Genomic DNA, 21,499 nt, shown 5'->3' on the forward strand with positions numbered 1-21,499 from the left:
CCATGATTGTCGTTGTTACTAACCGCAACATCAATGAAGGGGAAACTGGCGAGAATTTGTTTGGGGAAAAGCCCAATGAGGTTTCTTTAGATGAACTACGGATAGCGATCGCTAACCATGACGAAAGCAACGAGCGATGGCAAGTGGAATTATTGCCAGAACCGGATGCGATGAATGAAGCGAATGTTCCCAGCAAAAGATTATTTAATCGTATTATTACTGCTATTGGTGCAGGGGAATTGAAAGCAGATTGGTTGTTCTATGTTCACGGATTCAATCAATCGTTTCGGGGAAATTTAGAGGAATGTCGTCGGCTTGAGCAGACCTACGGCGTCAATATCATTGCCTTTTCCTGGCCCTCCAATCAGGGAGGTTTCATCAGTAATGAGTATCGTGATGCACGGGCAGCCGCTAGAGCATCGAGCCTGGCCCTCGATCGCACCTTAGAAAAATTGGGACGTTATATTGAAGAACGCAATTCGATGTCGCGATCGCAAGGGGTCAACAGCGAAGGTTGTAGCATTCGCCTTAACTTTATGTGTTATAGCCTGGGGTGTTTTCTCGTACAAGAGTTCATTAAATCTCCCATCTTTGGGGGAGAAACCAGAATCTTTGACAACGTGATTTTTCAACAGGCTGACGTAGATAACAAAAACCATTACACATGGATTGATCTGATTAATAGCAGACGCATTTATGTCACCATTAACGAACGTGATGCGGTTCTAAAAGCATCTGACATTATTAATCCTGCTCGTTTAGGAAACACGGCTGAAAGATTAATCGCTGAACGCCCAATTTACGTTGATTTTACCGACGCTGAGAATGTTGGAAGTAGCCACGATATCTTTCTCGGTATTGAGGGAAATGAGGTTATTACTCAATTCTGTCAGCGGGTCATTACGGGAGGTCGAGGAGAGCTCGTGAGGGGCTTTAAATATGATGCCTATAGCAATACATTTCGCGTCGACGAATAGCGGCTGATCACGAAGACACCCAGTGTTTTCAAAAACACCGGGTGTCTTATTCTGCGTAGATGCAGCTTTTATGCACCAACCGCTTCTTTAGCAGCGTACAGAACTTCGGCAGTAATTTGGGCGATGTGGCGATCGCGCGCAAATTTCTCCACGTTGCGCTTCACCTTACCCCGCACAAAACCGGGGATCTTGTTCAGCTCTACCAGGCCATCTTTACTCCAGGCCAGATCAGTCGTCTCCGACATCTCCTTGGTAATCACTTCCTTCGTGTCGTGACCGCCGAAGATCTCCAGTAGGTGATCCTCCATGCCCAGAGTGAAGGAGTTGTAAACCAGATCCACTACCTGGTTTGCGCCTTCGTAGCCCAGGAAGGGAGTAAAGCCCACCGGGAAGTTTTGGATGTGAACTGGAGAGGCAATCACACCGCAGGGAATATCCAGGCGTTTGCCAACGTGGCGTTCCATCTGAGTACCGAAGATGGCAGCGGGTTCTAAGCGGGCGATCGCGTTCGCAATGGCTGCATTGTCATCGCTGACTAGCACCTCGTCACAATAACCCTCTACCTGTTCCCGGAACCACTCGGCGTCGTACTTGCAGTAAGTTCCTGCCAGCACCACCTTGATCCCCATTTCGCGAGCGAGGATGCGGGTCATGGCAACAGCATGGGTGTTGTCACCAAACACCACAGCTCGCTTACCCGTTAGGTTTTGGCAGTCGATGGAGCGGGAGAACCAGGCGGCCTGGGAGACAAAGCGCGTCTGCTCGTCAATATAGCTCTCGTAATCCTTCGTGGCGCCTTGCTCATTCAGCACCTTCTGGATGGCGCGGATGCAGCGAGCGGTTTCCACGATCCCCATGGGAGTGATGTCCACAGAGGGCATGCCGAATTCTTGCTGGAGGTAATCCGTGGTCATGTGACCCAGTTCGCGGTAGGGCACCAGGTTGAACCAGGCACGAGGCAAATGTTTCAACTCATGCACAGACGCAGCATCGGGAATGATGGCGTTGATTTCAATTCCCAGATCCCGCATTAAGGTAATCAGTTCACGGCGATCGTGGTTGTTGTGGAAACCCAGGGTAGAAATGCCAATGATATTGACAGAAGGACGCTCCGTCTTGCCTTCGGGCAGTTCGCCTTTCTTGCGAGCCTTCTCGATGTAGAACTGAACGATTTGTTGCAGGGTGCGATCGGCGGCCTGAAGTTCGTTGACGCGGTAGTGATTTACATCCGCCAGCATCACGTCGCCTTTGGCGTCCATCTGCGCCCGATCTACGAAGTTCTGCAAATCCTCTTGCAGAATGCTGGAGGTGCAGGTGGGAGTCAGCACAATCAGATCCGGCGCTTCTTCCTGATCTTTGCGAGTGATGTTGTCGACCACCTTTTCCTGGGAACCCCGAGCCAGCACGTTGCGATCCACCACGCTGGTCGTAACGGGGGTAAAGTCCCGTTCCCGCTCCAACATGGAACGCATGACATTAAAGTAGTCATCGCCCAGGGGCGCGTGCATGATGGCATGGACGTTCTTAAAGGAACTGGCAATGCGGAGGGTGCCGATGTGCGCCGGTCCGGCATACATCCAGTAAGCCAATTTCATATATGAGGATCTCCCTGCAAATGATGGTTGCGTGACCGGGAGGTTGAGATGGAGGTGAGGTTCCGTGTTGCTTCGCGGCGATCGCCGCCACGGAACCGCGTGGAAGATTGAAGGACTGTTGTGATTGTCGCAGAGATGCGGAAAAGGTGAAGAGAGAGGGGAAGGGGCGATCGCCCTCAAAAAAGCCTCTTCAAGCTAGCTGAGATCCTTAGAAAACAAAGCTTTGAGGCAAATACCCCAAAGCTTTGTTCAGTTACAGATTGCAGGGATTCTTAATGATGGTTTACGTAGGGCAGGGGAATCCTGACTGAACCCCATCTGCCTATGGACATCGATGAGAGGTTGTTTGAAAAAGCCCGCTAAGGATCACAAATAAAACAACCTGTAATTCTTTTTGTGAGAGGGGCGGCTTTGCCGCCCCTCCCACAAAAAGAATTACAGGTTATTCAATACACGATCCTAAGGGTTGATTTTTCATATGTGTAGCATGCGAAAAATCAACTTTTCACACAGCCCCTCAAATGGTTTCTCCACACAAACGTATGGATCAGGTGGTGAACTGTAATTCCCCTGAGCCTTCAATCACAGAACCCATTTCCCAGCCTTCCAACCCCTGGTTTTTGAAAAATTCAAGAGTCGTGGAGACATTGGCCGGGGGTACCAACACGACGAAGCCAATTCCCATGTTGAAGGTGTTAAACATTTCCAGAGTCTCCACAGAGCCCGTTTCCTGAAGCCATTGGAAGACAGGAGGGACAGGCCAGGTATCAGAAGCAACCTGTACAGATTGGCCGGGGCCAAGGCAACGAGGCAGGTTTTCGGGGAGGCCGCCACCCGTAATGTGTGCCATGCCGTGGATGGGAAGGTTAGCCCGAAGTGCGGCAAGAATGGGCTGGACATAGAGACGGGTAGGAGCCAGGAGAGCATCACCCAGGGATGTGCCGTTGAGTTGGGCAGGAGTTTGATCCAGTCCTAGCCCACTGAGTTCTACGATCTTCCGCACCAGGCTGTAGCCGTTGCTGTGGATGCCGGCACTGGCAAGACCGATCGCCACATCTCCCACTTGCACCTGAGAACCATCGAGAATGCGGCTCTTTTCCACAATCCCGACACAAAATCCAGCGAGATCATATTCTCCAGGTTGATAGAAACCTGGCATTTCAGCCGTTTCACCCCCTAACAGAGCGCAGCCCGCCTGCTGGCATCCCGTACTGATCCCTTCAACAACGCCTTCGAGTTGTTCAGGGTTGAGCTTGCCCGTAGCCAGGTAATCCAGAAAGAACAGAGGCTCTGCACCGCACGTGAGGACGTCATTGACACACATGGCGACGAGGTCGATGCCAATGGTGTTATGGCGATCGAGTTGCTGGGCCAGTTTGAGCTTGGTGCCGACGCCATCGGTGCCCGATACCAGCACGGGTTCCTGGTAGCCAGTCGGTAATTGAAACAGCCCACTAAAGCCACCAATACCGCCCATCACCTCTGGGCGGTGGGTACGGCTCACCAAATTGCGAATGCGCTGCACAAAAGCACGCCCCGCTTCTACATCAACCCCAGCCTCGCGATAATCCATTGCTCTATTCCGGAATTTAGCCGGATGTCATTTTATCCTGTTGGGGTGGCCTGAAAGTTATTTTTCGTGCGAGACACGGGCGAAAAATCCCCTTGCTGAATGGACTACCAGGCGATGGGTTCGCGATCGCGCCAAAATAACCCACTGGGTGCCCCATCTGGCAACATCGCCAGCCACACGATTGTATCGGCACCCTTCTCCACGCTACGGGGGGCACTCTCCCCACCCATCGCCGTTTTTACCCAACCGGGGCAAACAGAATTGACCAAAATATTGGTGTCCGATAGCTCATCGGCCAGAATACGGGTGATGGCGTTTAGCGCTGTTTTCGAGACGCGGTAGGCCAAAGAGCTACCGGTCATATCCGTCAAAGCACCCATTCCGGATGACACGTTGACAATGCGGCCCCGATCCCGCTGGCGCATCAACGGGATGACGGCCTGACTCAACTGGAGGGGAGCCAAGGTATTAATTTCCAGGGTCTGCCGCACAATCTCTGTTGGCACGTTCAAACCAGTCAGGCCGTTATCGAGATAAACCCCCGCATTGTTGACGAGGATATCAACACCGCCAAACTCTGCCGTCAAAAAATCGACCAATGACTGGATACTGGCTGGGTTGGCGACATCGAGTACCTGAGGCGTCACAGGTAGCCCAGCGCTTTGAAGCGTTTTTGCCGCCGCAATGCCATTATCCTGATCACGACTGGTCAAGATGACATGAATACCATGCTGAGCTAACTGGCGGGCCGTTTCTAGACCAATGCCACGGTTAGCCCCAGTCACAACAGCGATCCGATCGACGGGGGACATAAATTGCGCCTCCTGAAGCGTAGGGTTTCTACATCCAGTTGGAATGCTTCATTCTAAGACAGCTCCCGTAGAAGATGCCGCTGCTTTTTGTTCTTGAGACGCACCTTAGAAGGGCACATCCCAAGAACAAACAGGACTTACGCAAGCCTACTATCCGTAGTGCATTTGTGTTGTGGGTGGGGTGCTTCGCACCCCACCCACAACACAAATGCGTAAGCCCAGACAAAAACAAAACGAAAATTGTTGAAGCTAACTACTCGGTTGGGAGTCCTATTATTATCATTGACCTACCGTCCACTCTGCCGGAATGCCTGTGTCTCCCTCGTCCTCCTTTGCTGAACAGCCTGCTTCTGACCTGAGCCGCGATCGCCGTCTTCCTGATCAACGCTGGCGCATTGCCCCTGCCCAACCTGAACAGGCCCGGCGATTGGCCGCAGCGGTAGACCTGGAACCGTTGCTGGGGCAGGTCTTGCTCAATCGAGGAATGGATACGCCCGAAGCGGCTCAAATTTTTGTGCAGCCCGAGTTACAGGTTTTGCCGTCCCCCCTGGACGAGTTTCCTGATCTGCCCAAGACCTTGGAGCTGTTGAAGGAGGCGATCGCCAACAGGCGCACCATCGGCATCTGCGGCGACTATGACGCTGACGGCATGACCAGCACCGCCCTGCTGCTACGGGCATTGCGGGCCTTAGGGGCCAAGGTGATTCAAGCGATCCCCAGCCGGATGCAAGAAGGCTACGGGATTAACCGCCGCATTGTAGATGACTTTAAACAGGATGGGGTGCAGTTGATCCTGACCGTGGATAACGGCATTGCAGCCGTTGATCCGGTCGCCTATGCCCGAGAACAGGGCCTCACGGTCATCATCACCGACCACCACGACGTTCCGCCGACCCTACCTCCCGCGGATGCCATCCTTAACCCGAAACTGATTCGCATTGATTCGCCATTTCGAGGCGTGGCGGGGGTAGGTGTGGCTTACCTGCTGGCCGTGTCCCTGGCTCAGGTTATGCAGGCGCAAGACATCGCGGCTCCATTGCTGGAACTCTTTACCCTGGGCACCATTGCTGACCTGGCTCCGTTAACCGGGGTCAACCGTCGTTGGCTGCGGCGAGGGCTAGCGCTGTTACCCCAATCCAGACTGGCGGGAGTCAGAGCCTTGAGCCAGGTGGCTGGAGTGAATGAGGGCAATGGAGCGTTGAAGCCTGAAGCCATTGGCTTTCGCCTGGGGCCCCGGATTAATGCCGTCGGACGGTTGGCCGATCCGCAAATTGTGATTGATCTGCTCACAACCGATGACCCTGGTGTTGCCCTCGATCGCGCAATGCAGTGCGAAGAAATTAACCAGTTGCGCCAGCGGTTGTGTGAGTTGATTGAGCAGCAGGCGATCGCCGCCATTGAGGCCGAAAAGCCGGATCTATTGAGCGATCGCGTTCTCCTTCTCGTACAACCTGGCTGGCATCATGGCGTCATCGGCATCGTCGCCTCCCGATTGGTAGAGCGCTATGGCGTACCCGTGTTCATTGGAACCTTTGAGGAGAATGACCCCAGCCATGTGCGCGGTTCTGCCCGCAGTATTCCTGAATTCAACGTCTTTGACGCGCTACAAGCTTGTGCGCCTGTGTTGGAGCGCTTCGGTGGGCACAAAGCAGCTGGGGGCTTCTCCCTTAAAACAGAGAATTTGGAAGAGATGCGACGGCATCTCATTGCCTTCGCCAACCAACACCTGGAACCCGAACACCTGAAGCCATTGGTTAATGTTGATGTGCAAGCCTCTCTTCAGGACATCACTCTGGAGCTGTACCAGCAGATTGACCACCTGCAACCTTGCGGCATTGAAAACTGTGACCCTGTTTTTTGGACACCCAACGTACGAGTTGTGGAGCAGCAGTGCATGGGTCAAACCCGCGCCCATATGAAATTAATGGTGGTGGAAGATGATGGTGCTCCCGTTGCGTTGAAGGCAATCGGCTGGCGCTGGGGCCAGTATTGCCCAGTACCCGGTCGCCTGGATATTGCCTACAAACTTCGCCTCAACGAGTGGAACGGCACCCGCAACGTAGAACTCGAACTCGTGGGCATGCGCCTTCCCGAAGGCTACGTGCCCGAACGCATCCTACAACCTCCAACCCGTTCCCGTGCCGTTCAGCCATCCCTCCCCCTGACCTCCGTCCCGACGCATGCATCCGTCAATTCAGCCATCCTCCAGACTGCCTCCCCCCCACCCCTACCTGAATTGCCCGGCGTCCCCTTTATCTTTAGCCGCCGCCGTTATCAATGCCGTGTCGTTCCTCAGGGCAACAGCCGCGAGTTGCAAATTTACAACGCGGAAGGCAACTTGCTCACCATTTCACCGAAACAAACGACTGGCCGACTTACCCGCCAGGGTAGCGAGGCCGAACTGGTTGACCTCAATCAGCCCTTTTACGAAAATCTGATGCAATCAGCCCTCCATGCCCTGCAACTGGCCGAAAAGGAGGACTGGATAAAAAAAAAGACAGTTTAATTGCTGAAAAGGATCAGCAAATTGCCGCGCTACAGGAGCAAATCGAAACCTTCCGTCGCCAATACCCAGACCCAGGTAGTGTGGGGACGCCGTTGCCGGAACCTCAAGCGGGACGACAGCTATTAGAGACAGCGAACCATCAGGAGGCGATCGCCCAAAAAGACGAAGAAATCGCCCACTTGCACCAGCAGCTCGAAGCCTTGCACCAGGCTCAAGCCGACTTGGCTACAGTCACGACCGAGAGAGAACAGCAGATTTTCGCCCTGCGTCAGAAAAACGAAGAACTGGGGCAACAGCTTCAAAAGGCGTCACAGGCGACGGTCATTGCCGAAAAAGACCAGCAGATTGCGGCTCTCCAGCAGGAAACGGAGGAGCTGTGGCAACAACTGGCGGCAGGAGCTTCGGCAGAAAAGGCGATCGCCGAAAAAGACCGCCAAATTGCTGACCTGCGTCGCCACATCGAAGAACTTCGCCTCCAGCTCCAAGCCCGCACCGAGGAAGGGTCTACTCTCCCTAGCAAAAATCGCCAGATTGCCGAACTTCAACAACAATTACAGGATCTCCGCCTTCAGCTTCAAAACCGTCCCGATCCTCAACGCCAACTCGCTCAAAAAGACCGGCAAATTGCCGAGCTTCAACAAAAACTCGCCGACCAAACTTCAAATTTCATTCGTGAGAATAAGCCAGAGGGCCACAGAAAGGATAGCCATCCACCCACCGTCGCCCCGCCTTCCAGCACCCTCGATCCTGTTGACGTTGAACGCCAGCTCAAGGATCACCTCGGCACTACCGTCTGGTTCTGCCTGGACGATCGCAGCCAGCACGACCTGAGCCAGGCAATTCTGCTACATCAACAGCAGATCCTTCTGCAAGAAACAGACTTTTCAGAGGTGGGCGATCGCCTCTGCGACGTCATAGCCCGTGAAATCATCCAGCCGTTTTTCCAGGCACTCTACGACTTTTTGACGCAGCACAACCGACCACCTGACATTGGTGGTATTTCCCTGGAAGCGAACAAGCAGTACACCTTTGGCCTGCTGCCCTCCCTAATAGCTCCTCAGTGGGAAACCCTGAACGTTTCAGCCTTGCAGGGCCCCGAATTTCCCCCAGACAATCAGCTCTATATGACTGGGGTTCCAGCGCAGCTCGTGGGAGGGGGCGATCGCAACCTCATGCAGCAATTCCTTCACGACTGGGAGCATCCCCTCGCTACCTGGCTACTGGAAGAGGCCGAGGAAGCCGCTAGCTGGATTGATCAAACCCACAAACTTCACGCCCGTATCGGGCAGGATGCCCCCCTTTACGAGTGGCAATACGATCTGCTGGCCTGCTTAGTGATGGGGGATGAGGATTGGTTGGGCATCCTGCAAGCCGTTTATCGGGGGCACGGTTAATTATGACGGCCCTCTTATATCGCCTGGATGGTTAGGACATGCAGTAGGAGCAAAGCTCCTACTGCATGTCCTAACCATCCAGGCCAAGGCTACAAACGCGATCGCCCAGAACAAACTGCTGAAGAGGTGCACAGAATGCACCTCTTCAGTAGTCATCCTCCTGGTTTTAAGCACCTGGGGCTGTAAGAAACCTGAGTTCGAGTTAAGGGCGTTTTCGAGTGCCGCGCGTTGCGCGGCACTCGAAAACGCTCATTTTGGCGTGCGCTTTGCGCACGCCAAAATGAGCACTTCAGCTTATCCCGAACTAAGGTTAAGAAGGGGCAGCAACCGGAAAGGGTCAGGCAGGATGGGTAATGCGAATCATTGAACCATGGGAAGGCACAATCCCCCCCTGAGGAAGCAGCAGGGTAGTGGCCAGAGCCGCTGCTTGCGTACGGATTTCAGCGATCGCCGTTGTTTCCCACAGCTGCCCCCGACAGGCCGTACCGAGGGTGTAGAGCCAGGAGGAGGGTACTCCGTTCCTATTCCTTACAGCCCCATTGGGTGCGGCATCCAGCCCTAGCCGCAGCGCATCTGTGCGCATTAACCCCTGGTGCATGAGCGAGCGAATCAGCGGGTGATGGATTTCCCGATAGTTCGTCTGAGCACCGGTACAGTTGATCACTGCTCCGACCGTCAGGGTTTCTGAATGAGTTTGCCCGCGAGGACGGAATCGTACCACAACCCCTGCATCCGAATTCTCACAGGTTTGTAGCTGCCCTCTATGAAGCTGAAGTTGACCGGAACGACGTAAAGATTGCACCACCTCATACACTTGGGGAGCAACGCGATGGCGATGGCTATCCCAATAGGGGCGCAGATGCCGCAGGAAGCGCCGTTTTTCCTTTAGGGGAAGGTGTTGCCAAAGGGATTGGGTGTAGGGGCGCAGACTGTCAAAGACCGGACGCCAGTCATAGCCGAGGGATTGGGCGATCGCTACTCGCTGCCGTATCCATTGGGTCAACTCTCGCACCGTCGTGGGCAATGTGGCAAGCAAGGTGTCCTCACCCTCCTGAGGGACAACCAACCGCATTGACGATTGGGCGGCCTGCGCTGCACTGGAGATGCGATGCACCTGGGGTAGCAACCCCCGCCGCGAAAGGGCATGAATCGTCCCGGTATAGCCTCGCTGATGCAATGCTACTACCCAATCCACGGCAGTTAAACCCATACCCGCCAGCAGCAACGAGGGTTGGGACAATACAGAATCCAGGGCATCACTCCTCCCTGACTCGATGTAAGACGCACTGTTGTGAAACGCCAGATTATCGATGGGAAGTGAGGCTGGAGGAGAATTCCCTAGAGCCAGGACGACGCGATCGACCCGTAGCCGTTGCCCCCGTTGTAGGTGCAGGGTGGCATAGCGATCACCCACCGAAATCTGCATCGCCTCATCTTGAATCACAGAAATTTGCACATTAGCATGGCGCTGGGCAATGGCGGCCTGGAGTGACGCTTGCACATAGCGCCCAAACCAGTAGCGGGGCACAAAATCTTCAGCCGTCACAGAGGCGAGCCCGGCAACCTCCCGCAGCCAGGTGAGGAAGTCGGGGCGATCGCCCACGGTCCCATCTTCATCATCCATAAGCCGAAGGCTTCCCACGGGCACATTCATGACATGACAATCAAGGGGGCTACTGTAAGCAACACCCTGGCCTACCTGGGATTGACGCTCAATCAAGTAAATCGACAACGGTACCCGAGCCCTTCGCAGAAGGTGCATGGCAACCATGGCACCGCTGAATCCACCACCAATAATGGCGACTGTCGGCACCGATGTGGTCGATTGCTCAAACGCTTCAAACGGCATCATGCGAAATTCCCCTGGTACAGTGCAAAGAACAAAAACGATGCAGATGGATGAGACCTCGACCCGTTAGGACGGATCGGCCTCAGAAGTATCGGGGGGGCTTGCGGGTGTGTCAGAACTCGTCGGTTCGCAGGCTTGCAAGGAAGGAGCCACACTATAGCCATAGCCCGCCTCCTGGGAAGCCCAAAATGTCAGACTACAGATACTAACAACGGTCAACACACCACCTATCAAGAACAACGGAGTCAGCACGGCATTTACCTCCAGAGCACTATCGGGAGCAACCATAGGGGGGCGGGGTTGCCAACTCGGATTTCATCGGCAACCCCACGAGAAAAATTGGCTTAAACGTTTTCCGGATCGAGGCCAGTTTCAATCGGCAGATCAGGCTGAGCAGAGTACTCCGTCCAGGAGCCTTCGTAGACGCGCACCTTGGGATAACCCAGAAGGTGCTTCAGAACGGTGTATTGCAGCGTCGCTTCTCGGCCCGTGCTACAGGAAACAATGATGTCGTCATCGGGAGTAATTCCACGGCGGTCGAGCAGAGCCTGAATTTCATTGAGAGGCTTGAGCTGGTGGAAGTTGGCTTCACCAACCGTAAAGGTGGGCCAGGGTATATTCTTAGCGCCAGGAATATGCCCGTTGCGAATGAACAAGTTTTGCTCACCCGAAAACAGAGCCGGTGGGCGGGGATCAATAATTGTGATGTTGGGGTTGCCAATGGCTTGGCGAATGTCATTCAGGGTTACCCGGGTAGAGGTGTTGTCCTGCACTTCAAAGTTACCTAGCGCATACTGCGGAAACTCTTTAGTCAGGGGTAAACCTGCCCCTTCATAACCTTTGTAGCCGCCATCCAGAACTGCAATCTTGTCGTGGCCGCTGCGCTCTAGCAGGTATGCCACCATGGTCGCCCCCAAGATATTGTTGCCTTCGGAGTAAACAACCACCTGGCTATCCCCAGAAATCCCGGCCTGACGGAACAGGGATTGCAGCTTTTGTTGCTCCCAGTACTGAATAGGCAGACGACCATTAGGACCACGGAAAGTATTGTCTGCAATGTGAACAGCATTCGGAACATGGCCTTGAATGTAGTCCAACGGATTCATGCGCACGTCCAGAATTCTCAGCTGCGGATCGTTTGCATGCTCTGAGAGCCACTGCGGGCTGACGTACTCCAGAGTAGTTGCGGCTTGACCCGATGTCGCTAGCGCAGGGATGAGGGCGATCGCCACAACGACAGACACAAAAAAAGCCGTGAGCTGAGAAATCCAGCGCTTCCAACGGATATTCATAGAGTGAGTTTGCTTGGACTTGTTAGGGGATGAATGCGAGCAGAGGTGAGATTCTGACACCTTTGCTAAAAAATTTGTGGACCCATAGGCCGCAAAAGCAGGAAGGAGGGCGAGGGTGGAGACATCACCCATCGCCTAGTCCGTGAAGTTTTCCAGCGTTAACAATGCATCTTACTTGTATTCAAATACAATTGCAATTCGGACAGATACAATTTGCACTGGGATCACTATCGAAACGAACCTAAGCCCCTATTTGGGTCTACGAGTCTGCATTATGCGTTGGCACAGTTTTTAGCCCTGAAAGCTTTATGGCAATGACATTGCATGCAATGCCACTGCCATAAAGCTTTCAGGGCTAACCCGTTTTCCTATCTTTACTGGAGGGTGCAAGATGTCCTCTTACTCTCCCATGATGTCAACAAAACTACGTCCTCATCCGTTCTGCCAAAATTGGTGAGGTAACGCACGAAGGGTAAACACCGCATGAGCCAGAATGCGCGATTGCAAAGGGCATTGGATGCAGCTAGCGCGATCGCCCGTAACCAGGGGTTGCAATTCGAGCGGGCAATCACCCTGCAAAACCAGAGCAACATCATCGCCCACCTCTCCCCAACACCAGTCGTTGCCCGGGTAATGGGCTCCACGAGCACCATTCGTCAGGGTGATGCGTGGTTCACCCGTGAAGTGGCGATCGCCCAACATCTAATGACCCACGAGGCTCCTATCATTCCTCCCACTACCCTCCTCAAGCCCGGGCCACACTATCACGATGGCTTTATCCTCAGCTTTTGGAAATTTGTGCAGGTTTTACCCGAACCGTTTGACCCCACCCAAGCAGGGCAGGCTTTACGGCAATGCCATACCGCTCTGAAGCACTTCCCAGGAGAACTACCCTACCTCGCTCTCATCCGAGAAGGCCACGAAATTTTAACCAGACTAATTGCAGAATCAACGTTTGCTGAAGCCGATGCCGCTCTCCTTGTGGAGGTGAGCCAATCTCTAGAACCTCGTCTGCAAAACTTGTCCATGCAACCCCTTCATGGTGACCCGCATTCAGGCAATGTCCTGAACACGTCAGATGGAGTTTTGTGGACGGATTGGGAAGATGCCTTCATCGGCCCAATTGAATGGGATTTAGCCTCCCTGGTTGCCGCGCCTCACGTCTTCGGCGTCGATCAGGACAAAGCTGAAGCCGCCCTTCAAGGCTATGGTTCTTTTGACCCAGAGGCTCTCGATCTCTGCATTGAAGCCCGCACCTTGGTGGCTCTGGTTTGGTCAATTATTTTGTACCGCGAACATCCCAACCCTGAGCGGCTACCACGCATTGAACGCCGACTGCAATGGTTGCGCGATCGGTATCAGGGGAGCGATCGCCCCTCATAAACGGCGATCGTAAGACAACTCAAGCCAATAGACACCTGCGCTTCTTGGATAGCAAAAGCTCAGACACCCGAGGTTTCTAAAAACCCCGGGTGTCTCGCATCCAGTCACTAACCCTGGCAATTCATCCGTCGTATCTGCAACCCTATTCGGCCTCAGCCTCATCTGCTGGTTCTGCAACCTCGGCGGGAGCGCTGGGTTTCGATTGATTCAGCTTCTCCATCCGGGATTCTGCTTCTGCCATCAACGCATCAAAGTTATCCAGCATTTCGCCGGGATAGCTCTCTAGCTGCTTCGTCGACAGGGAAATGCGCCGCTTGATATCGTCGATTTCCAAAATGATCGCTTTAATCGGCTGTCCAGCTTTGAATACCGTCTCCACCGAACTCACATAATTTTTGCTGATCTGGTTGACGTGGAGCAGCCCCGAACTGCCATCAAAATCAACAAACACCCCAAAAGGCCGAATTCCCGAAATCTTGCCAGAAATGAGCTGGCCTTCGTGCAAGCGGCCAAAGCTAGCGGCCTGAGACGCATTTCGTTGCGACAGCACCAGCTTACGAGTACTGGAATTAGCTTCCAGAACGCTAACTGTCATCGCTCGACCAATCAGAGCTTCGGGGTTTTCGCGCTCGACCAGGTGCGATCGCGGGATAAAGCCCCGCAATCCATCTGCATCGACCGTCACCCCGCCCTTGTTAACACCACTGACCCGCACCGAAATGGTTTCCTTGGTGTCTTGCATCTCTGCCAGGCGCTTCCACAGGCTCCGTAGCTCTAGTTGGCGGATTGACAGAGTCACCTGACCATCAGCATCCTGATCGCGGACAATCAGAAACTCTCGTTCTTCGTTGAGGGGAACTAGCTGAGACAGATCGGTCGTCTGCCGCAATCCGGCTTCACTAGCGGGCAAAAACGCCGCAGATTTACCACCAATATCGACATACACCCCGTCGGACTCGTAGCTAAAGGGCCGCCCCCGCACGACTTGCCCTTTGCTGAAGTCGTAGAGCTGTTGTTCCAGGGCTTTGGCAAAATCGTCAGAGGAAAAGGACACGCGGACCTCCCATGAGCAGCAATAAGTCTGAACTCCTAATCTAACTCACCAGAGAGGGTTCTAAAATACCTGTGGGATGGATATGCCAACACATCCCTTAGGGTCTGTTTTAAAAGTTATTTTTTTGTGCGCCTCATGCACCCAAAAATCAACCTTTCTAGCCAGTTCTAAAACACACCCGAATCTGCCCTATTTACCCATGGATTGCCTGTGCCGCGACAACGCCTCGATATGCTGATGGTAGAGCGATCGCTCGCCGATTCCCGACAACAGGCCCAACGCCTGATCCGGGCGGGCGAAGTGCAGGTCAACCAGCAGGTGATCGATAAACCCGGCACTGAAATTGATTTAGCAGCCAATATTACGGTCAAGCAGCGATCGCCCTACGTCTCCCGAGGTGGCGAAAAACTCGCCCGAGCTCTCGAAGCTTTTGACATTGCTGTAGCCGAACGCATTGCTCTGGATGCTGGAATCTCCACGGGCGGCTTTACTGACTGCCTCCTACAAAATGGTGCTGCCCAAATCTATGGGGTAGATGTCGGCTACGGCCAGGTTGCCTGGAGCCTGCGCCAAGACCCCCGCGTCATCTTACGGGAGCGCACCAACCTGCGCCACCTCACCGCCGAAGATCTGTACGGCGACGCTCCCCTCCCCGATTTGGGCGTTGCTGATGTGTCATTTATCTCGCTAACCAAGGTAATGCCTGCCCTCTGGGGCCTGCTCCAGGCACCTCGCGAAGTGGTGTTGCTGGTCAAACCCCAGTTTGAGGTAGGGCGAGAGAAGGTCGGCAAAAAGGGTGTTGTACGGGAGGCGAAAGATCAGGCCGAGGCGATCGCCCAGGTTCTCCAATCTGCTATTAACCTGGGCTGGGGTTACTGTGGCCTTACCTGGTCACCGTTGCTCGGCCCCGCTGGCAACATCGAATACCTGCTGTGGCTGCGCATGAATTCTCTCACCCCTCCACCCACGTTGCAGGAAATTTTAGAGCTAACCAAACAAGCTCGACAGCAGCTTACCGAGAATTAGCCCGTGTATAGCGCTACGCACTCAGAACCAGAAAGTTTAGCTTTGAAAAGCTGGCTTGCGTAGCTTTTCAAAATTTAGAGCCCTTATGTTGTGTGGGGTGTGCTTCGCACACCCCACACAACATATAGCGCTGTGCACGTTGGTTAAGTACGGTGATGTGGGGCACGAAGTGCCCCACATCACCGTTGCTGTACTTAACGCACTTGCACATTGCTATAAGGGCGAAGTCCTGAACTTTTTATCGCGGTAGGTTATAGGCAAAAACCTTTGGATTGAAAGCGTTTCACGGAACTGCGATCGCAATTCGGTTCATAGGTTTTGCAAAAGCGGCGGGAGTAACCTATTGCTTTTACAAAACCTGGTTTCATCAAGGGTTCAGTTGTTGTGCTTCTAGTGGGGTGCTATGCACCTCCTTCGAATTACCCAGGCTCAGGCAGAAAGATGAATGAAGCCCCAGCACATCAGGGATGCGATCGGCGGGATTAGGTTTTCCAAACAGGAACCCTTGGGCCCCATCGCAACCGATCGCGTGTAGGAAATTAAGTTGTTGCTGGGTTTCGACGCCTTCGGCCACAGTTTTGAGCTTGAGCCCTTTAGCAAGAGCGGCAATGGTGCGGGCGATCGCCGCATCACTGGAGTCATGACAGGCCTCCCGCACAAAGCTCTGATCGATCTTCAGCGTATTCAACGGGAAATGCTTAATGGCGTTGAGCGAAGAATAACCCGTACCGAAGTCATCTAGAGCAATTTGAATACCTAATTCCTGAAGCAGTTGCAGTGTAGCAATGGTAAATTGCACATCCCGCATAGCAGCACTTTCAGTAATTTCAATTTCGAGATAACGCGGCTCCATACCCGTTTCCTCTAAAATCGTCAGGATTTTGTTGACCAGATTGGCCTGCTGGAATTGTTTCGCTGACAGGTTGACTGCGATGCGAATAGGCGGGAGGCCGAGCGATCGCCATACCTGATGTTGTCGGCAGGCTTCGTGCAGCACCCAATCGCCAATCGGGTTAATCAGCCCCGTTTCTTCTGCCAGGGGAATAAATTGTGAGGGAGGCACAAACCCTAACTTTGGATGATTCCAGCGCAGCAGTGCTTCTAAACCACCCACAGTACAGGTTTGAAGCTGAATTTGGGGTTGATAGAACAGCAAAAATTCATTGCGGCTCAACGCTTTGTGCAGATCGCTCTCCAGCGTCAGGTGCTCTAGGGTACGTTTGTGAATTTTCTCGTAATACAGTTGGAAGTTATTTTTGCCCTGCTGTTTGGCCTGGTACATCGCCATGTCAGCGTGCTTCAGTAGGGTTTCCACATCCTGACCATCATAGGGAGCCAGAGCAATCCCCAGGCTAGCGGTGACATAAAACTCCTGACCATCCAGAGAGAAGGGATCTACCAGATTGTCTAGAACCTGCTGGGCCAGCTTGCTGATATCCTCCGCGGAGGTTAGATGGGGCAACATCAAGGTGAACTCGTCGCCACCCCAACGGGCGATCGCATCACAACTTCGCAGCCCTCGCCGTAGTCGTTGAGCCACCAGCTTCAGCAGCTCATCTCCCGTCGCATGGCCGAGAGTGTCATTGATCGTCTTAAAGCGATCGAGATCTAAAAAGGCAACCCCAAGCATTTCATCCCGGTACTGGGCATCCGCCAAGGCCAGCGCCAGCCGCTCCCCAAACATGAGCCGATTGGGCAACTCCGTCAGGGAATCATGGGAGGCTTGATAGCGCATCAGGCTCTCCACTCGCCGCTGCATCACGGCCATATATAAGTGCGTCCCAATGGCCTGAGCTAGGCGACGTTCTTCCAAGGTCCACTCAGGCGCTTGGTCACGGCGCACCTCCAGCCAAGCATCAAAGGATGCACAGGGTCTTTGATGTCGCTCGTTAGGATAACGCTTACCGGCCCACAAAATCTCCTGGTCGTAACCGTTACGGAAGATTGTGAAATATCCCATGAACTGCCCCTGAAATTCCAGCGGCACCATCAATAAGGAACGAATTTTAGAGGCAGCAAACCCCTGAGCCAGGGTCTTGAGTTGAGGGCTTCGCTGCAGTTCTGCCAGGGAAACGGACCGAAATTTCTGCACGGACAGAGGCTCCAGGTCGCTCCCCTGTATCAAGGGCGACTGACTGGTCTGCCAGGAGGCGATCGCCTCCACCAGGCTCATGCGTGTCAGGGAGCTGCTGGAATAGTGCATTAAACTCTGCCACTGGGGCTCCTCCTCTAACCGCGCGATATGAGGTTGTTCCCCATGCAGATACACTTGCCCCCGAGACTCTGAAGACTCAGGAATAATGTAGAGCCGTCCTCCGGAACCACCTAACGCATTGACCGCAGCCTCTAACACACACTGGCGGGCTTCTTCCGGCGATAGTGGGCAGTGAAGTAACCCACTGATTTTATTCAGGGTGCTTTCCTGAAAGGCTTGATGACGGGCTTGAGCCAGCAACTCAGCCTGGGCGATCGCAATTGAAATTTGATCGACCAGTAACTGCACCACCTGTAAGTCGGGCTCCGCAAAATGACGGGGTTCACTATGATGAATCGCCAGCAACCCCCATAATCGCTGCTGATGCAAGATAGGCAGAATAACAGAAGCCTTGACCCCCATCGCCTGCAAGTATTCCAGGTGGCATGGATCAACCGGGCTGTAGCGTACGTCTTTTTCTTGGGCTCGGCCTTCCGGGTGGGTTGGATCAAAACTGTAAGTTAACCGGCGCTGAGCGGCCACATCCGTAATAACCCGTTGCTGAGCCTGTACAAAGAGCTGGCGGGCCTGAGGTGGAATATCCTCGGCGGGAAAGTGTAGATGGAGGAGAGAAGGCAGCCGATCAGGGCAGAGCGCTTCGGCAACAACCTGCCCTGAGCCATCTGCATCGAAGCGATAAATTTTGACACGATCAATGTTTAGAAATTGCCGGATTTCTTGAGAAGCAGTTCTTAAAATTTCAGGCAATTCTAAAGATTGGCGAATCCGGCTCGCAATATTATGGAGCAGGTGTTCATGGGGGGAAGGGGTGTGAGCCAAGGTAGTTTTCTCACAACAAATGTAATAAGAGACTAGAAGATAACTTTGAAGAAAATTTGAATTTCAGCCAGCTCCTAAGTAGGACAATAGTCCGTAGGAACCCGCCTTGAAAACGATAAACAAACTGAACTTTGTAGAAGCATTTACAACAAACTTTACAATTGTTGATCTTTATTTACACGCTTGAGACACACCCAATTTTTTGCTGACAAGGCAATTTTGTCTAACGCCTGTCTATCCTTTCAAGGTACAGAATCATTTCTACAATTAACTTAGGTAACCTTGAATTAAGTATTCCCAGAGATGGAGTAAAAAGATGCCTTACTCCACCGATATTCAGAGGCTGTATAAAGTAGGTACTCAAACGGTTAGTTTTTACCCTGAGGATCAAAAAGTAATTGTTTCAAATAAGCCTCCAAAACCAAAATCGGTCAGTAATGGTAATCAACCTCAGTTCAGGATAGGCCCGAGTGCCCGTTTTGGCGTACGCAGAGCACACACCAAAATGGTCTTTTCCCGGGGGTTTTCAAACCGCTTCTCAGATTAATTAACATAAACCTCGAAAAACTGTTCCCACCGCACAGCCGTAGGAACAGTTTTTCGGGGTTTATGCTAATTGATTGAGTCAACTACCGAAGAATAGAAAATGTTGTTTCTAGCTTTTGGAAAGCTTATGAATCTATAGCAATGTGCAAGTGCGTTAAGTACAGCAACGGTGGTGTGGGGCACTTCGTGCCCCACACCACCGTACTTAATCAACGTGCACAGCGCTATATTGAAGAACCCAACTTTGATAACCAACTTATAGCTACCCTAAGCTTTTCTTCTATTACAGGGAAACTAGAAAGGTAACGTAAAAGATCATCTTCGTCATTCTTGTTGTGGGAGTGGTGATTTTGTCACCACTCCCACAACAAGAATGACAGGTTGTTTTATTTGTGATCCTCAAGACTTTGGGACTATCACAAGTAGGTATGGTCCACAAAAGGTAGAGAGACAAGATACCCGGAGACACCTTCCACCTGGACCTGTTGCAGATTACCTTCCAACGCCTTTGTACGAATGTAGGCTAAGCCCCAATAGCCTGCATCCGTAGCAATGCTGCTAGTCAGAACGCCGACTTTTTCAGCGCCTGCTGTGATGGTGCTACCAGGTGTAACTGCACCCTCTAATTGAATGCCCCAGAGCTGTTGTTTAACACCGCGATAGGTATAAAGCCGGGCGATCGTCTCCTGACCGATATAGCAGCCTTTAGAGAGGGAAATGGTAGACCAAAGCCCGGCTTCTAGAGGGTTAAAGTCATCCGTGAGTTCGTGGTCAGGGACAGGCCGGCCCTGTTGAATCCGCAGTTGTTCCCACGCGTTTTCTCCCATAGGCACTGCTCCAGTATCGACCAGGATGCCCCATAGATCCGCAGCATGGTCTATAGGCGTGATCAGGGTATATCCGGCGATCGCCACCCCACTGCCCACCGCGACCCGCACAGGTATTCCCTTTAACGACACCTCTTGATGGGTGCCATAGGGCTGATTACTCAGCGATTCCACTTCCAATGTCCGCAACAGCGTTTCACTCTCCGGCCCAATCACGCTGAAAGCAGCCGTTTCAGTGGTCACATCTTGCAGACTTACCTTGTCTGCGAAAAAGATGTAACGATCCATCCAGGCGATAAGGGAGGTCGATCGCCCGGGTGACACCAGCAATAACACTCCATCTTCCAGAATGTAAGCCGTTGCCAGGTCAATAGTGCGGGCTGTAGAAGTGACAAAAACTGTATCGCAACCCTCACCGGGTTTCCGCCCCTCAAAGGCATTGGTGGTCTGGTTATGGAGGAAGCGGAGGTAATCGCGATCGCCCACTCGAATGCGGCCCCAATGGGTGCGATCGTACAGTGCGACCCCTGTTTGAGTAGCCTGGAGGGCGATCGCATCATTACTAAAGCTGAGGGGTACAGCCTGCTCTGCTACAGTGCCCAGTTGGGCTCCTTGGGCGGTTTGTTGGTTGCGAAGTGCCTGGCTCATCTCAATTCAGTCTTTTCGATTAGGGGATATCGAAGGCGATCAAGCCTTTTCTCCAGTATCCTGCATACCTGCGCTCTCATTTGCGTCACCGTGTCATTCGGCACCAATTCTCCGTGAGCTTCAAAGCTGATAGTTCAGGCCTTGGGGTCACAAACTCTCGGCTTTGAAGCCCGAACACTCGCCTCGGGCGAGTGTTCGGGCTGGATGCCAAAATGAAAATTACTAGTTCCTACCCAGGGAATTTGTCGTGATGGAATGGGATTGGTACGATGATCTCTCCTGTGCCACCGCAAAACTTGCTATCAAAATTCCTCACTCATAATCTGCCTGGAGCTACCCCATGCCCATCGACCTTTACATCGTTCGCCATGGCCTCGCTGGAGAACATGGCAGCTATGCTGATGATGAAAAACGTCCCCTTACCGACGAAGGCCAGCGAAAAACCAAGCAGATTGCTAATCGACTGGAGTCCTTTGGAATTCGCTTTGATAGTATCTTGACCAGCCCCCTCGTACGAGCCCGGCAAACCGCCGACATCTTTGTAGCAGCGGGTTTAGGAAAAACCCTGGAAGAGTCGCGCCTACTTGCGCCAGAAGGCCATATTCAAGATTGGCTTCCCTGGTTTGAAACGTGGAAACAGAGCGGCAGCGAATGCTTGGCTTTAGTAGGCCATGAACCGAACTTGAGCACTTGGGCCGAGCAACTTGTTTGGGGCGAAATTCGCTATCACATTCGGTTGAAGAAAGCCGGGGTCATCGGCATAACCTTACCGAAAACTGGATCACCGATTGGGCAGGGTGAACTGTTCTGGCTCACACCCCCACGATTCTTGATGGACTGAGCATGAATTGAGGGGTAGGGTTCCAGCACTCTGTCAAAGAATTTTTGAGGGCTACGACCTCTCAAAAATTCCTTAAATCTAATTACAGGGCTCTGTGCTTGAATCAGCCACGTTTGTTTTTATGAGAGCAGCGCGCTGCACA

At 52.9% G+C, this 21,499-nt stretch carries 15 protein-coding genes; 6 read left to right on the forward strand and 9 right to left on the reverse strand.

Annotation, left to right across the window (positions count from 1 at the left end; translation table 11 throughout):
• Nucleotides 1–2: 2 nt before the first annotated feature.
• Nucleotides 3–977 carry an alpha/beta hydrolase gene (locus NDI52_RS10160; protein ID WP_190770597.1) on the forward strand — a complete coding sequence of 325 codons (975 nt, stop codon included), beginning with the start codon at nt 3–5 and terminating at the stop codon, nt 975–977.
• 68 nt (nt 978–1,045) lie between these two features.
• Here the strand turns inward: NDI52_RS10160 and bchB are convergent, their stop codons facing one another.
• The 3 genes from bchB to NDI52_RS10175 form a co-directional block, all read right to left on the reverse strand.
• Nucleotides 1,046–2,572, reverse strand: coding sequence for a ferredoxin:protochlorophyllide reductase (ATP-dependent) subunit B (bchB, locus tag NDI52_RS10165; protein ID WP_190770598.1), 1,527 nt, complete (start codon nt 2,570–2,572; stop codon nt 1,046–1,048).
• A 547-nt stretch (nt 2,573–3,119) separates the two neighbouring features.
• Nucleotides 3,120–4,145 carry a phosphoribosylformylglycinamidine cyclo-ligase gene (gene purM, locus NDI52_RS10170; RefSeq protein WP_190770599.1) on the reverse strand — a complete coding sequence of 342 codons (1,026 nt, stop codon included), beginning with the start codon at nt 4,143–4,145 and terminating at the stop codon, nt 3,120–3,122.
• Nucleotides 4,146–4,249: 104 nt separating this feature from the next.
• Complete coding sequence (locus NDI52_RS10175) at nt 4,250–4,957, reverse strand: SDR family oxidoreductase (protein ID WP_190770600.1); 708 nt, start codon at nt 4,955–4,957, stop codon at nt 4,250–4,252.
• 307 nt (nt 4,958–5,264) lie between these two features.
• Between NDI52_RS10175 and recJ the strand changes: the two genes are divergently transcribed.
• Together recJ and NDI52_RS10185 are read left to right on the forward strand one after the other, a co-directional pair.
• A complete protein-coding gene (recJ, locus tag NDI52_RS10180; protein WP_190770601.1) occupies nt 5,265–7,463 on the forward strand; it encodes a single-stranded-DNA-specific exonuclease RecJ in 2,199 nt (732 codons plus the stop codon).
• A gap of 92 nt (nt 7,464–7,555) precedes the next feature.
• Complete coding sequence (locus tag NDI52_RS10185; RefSeq protein WP_190789306.1) at nt 7,556–8,857, forward strand: hypothetical protein; 1,302 nt, start codon at nt 7,556–7,558, stop codon at nt 8,855–8,857.
• Nucleotides 8,858–9,194: 337 nt separating this feature from the next.
• Here NDI52_RS10185 and NDI52_RS10190 read toward each other — a convergent pair whose 3' ends face one another.
• From NDI52_RS10190 to NDI52_RS10200, 3 genes are all read right to left on the reverse strand, one after another.
• The gene (locus NDI52_RS10190) at nt 9,195–10,709 is read right to left on the reverse strand and encodes an FAD/NAD(P)-binding protein (RefSeq protein WP_190770603.1); all 1,515 of its coding nucleotides are present in this window, start codon (nt 10,707–10,709) and stop codon (nt 9,195–9,197) included.
• Between the two features lie 63 nt (nt 10,710–10,772).
• On the reverse strand, nt 10,773–10,994 hold the full coding sequence (locus NDI52_RS10195) for a hypothetical protein (RefSeq protein WP_190770604.1): 222 nt from the start codon (nt 10,992–10,994) through the stop codon (nt 10,773–10,775).
• Nucleotides 10,995–11,050: 56 nt separating this feature from the next.
• Entirely contained in the window at nt 11,051–11,998 is a 948-nt protein-coding gene (locus tag NDI52_RS10200; RefSeq protein WP_190770605.1) for a sulfurtransferase, read from the reverse strand.
• Nucleotides 11,999–12,481: 483 nt separating this feature from the next.
• On the opposite strand from NDI52_RS10200, the gene NDI52_RS10205 reads away from it, so the two are divergent.
• Nucleotides 12,482–13,381, forward strand: coding sequence for an aminoglycoside phosphotransferase family protein (locus tag NDI52_RS10205; protein WP_190770606.1), 900 nt, complete (start codon nt 12,482–12,484; stop codon nt 13,379–13,381).
• A gap of 142 nt (nt 13,382–13,523) precedes the next feature.
• Here NDI52_RS10205 and NDI52_RS10210 read toward each other — a convergent pair whose 3' ends face one another.
• The gene (locus NDI52_RS10210) at nt 13,524–14,435 is read right to left on the reverse strand and encodes a S1 RNA-binding domain-containing protein (protein WP_190770607.1); all 912 of its coding nucleotides are present in this window, start codon (nt 14,433–14,435) and stop codon (nt 13,524–13,526) included.
• 210 nt (nt 14,436–14,645) lie between these two features.
• On the opposite strand from NDI52_RS10210, the gene NDI52_RS10215 reads away from it, so the two are divergent.
• Nucleotides 14,646–15,461: a TlyA family rRNA (cytidine-2'-O)-methyltransferase gene (locus NDI52_RS10215; RefSeq protein WP_190770608.1), complete on the forward strand. Its 816-nt coding sequence runs from the start codon at nt 14,646–14,648 to the stop codon at nt 15,459–15,461.
• A 367-nt stretch (nt 15,462–15,828) separates the two neighbouring features.
• Here NDI52_RS10215 and NDI52_RS10220 read toward each other — a convergent pair whose 3' ends face one another.
• Together NDI52_RS10220 and NDI52_RS10225 are read right to left on the reverse strand one after the other, a co-directional pair.
• On the reverse strand, nt 15,829–18,495 hold the full coding sequence (locus NDI52_RS10220) for an EAL domain-containing protein (RefSeq protein ID WP_199307730.1): 2,667 nt from the start codon (nt 18,493–18,495) through the stop codon (nt 15,829–15,831).
• Nucleotides 18,496–19,457: 962 nt separating this feature from the next.
• Complete coding sequence (locus NDI52_RS10225) at nt 19,458–20,516, reverse strand: folate-binding protein YgfZ (RefSeq protein WP_190770609.1); 1,059 nt, start codon at nt 20,514–20,516, stop codon at nt 19,458–19,460.
• Between the two features lie 340 nt (nt 20,517–20,856).
• Here NDI52_RS10225 and sixA point away from each other — a divergent pair, with 340 nt between their 5' ends.
• A complete protein-coding gene (gene sixA / locus NDI52_RS10230) occupies nt 20,857–21,357 on the forward strand; it encodes a phosphohistidine phosphatase SixA (RefSeq protein ID WP_190770610.1) in 501 nt (166 codons plus the stop codon).
• The last annotated feature ends 142 nt before the right edge of the window (nt 21,358–21,499 follow it).

The sequence above is a fragment of the Leptolyngbya sp. PL-A3 genome (genome assembly GCF_039962325.1).
In the GTDB taxonomy this organism is placed as follows: domain Bacteria; phylum Cyanobacteriota; class Cyanobacteriia; order Elainellales; family Elainellaceae; genus Vacuolonema.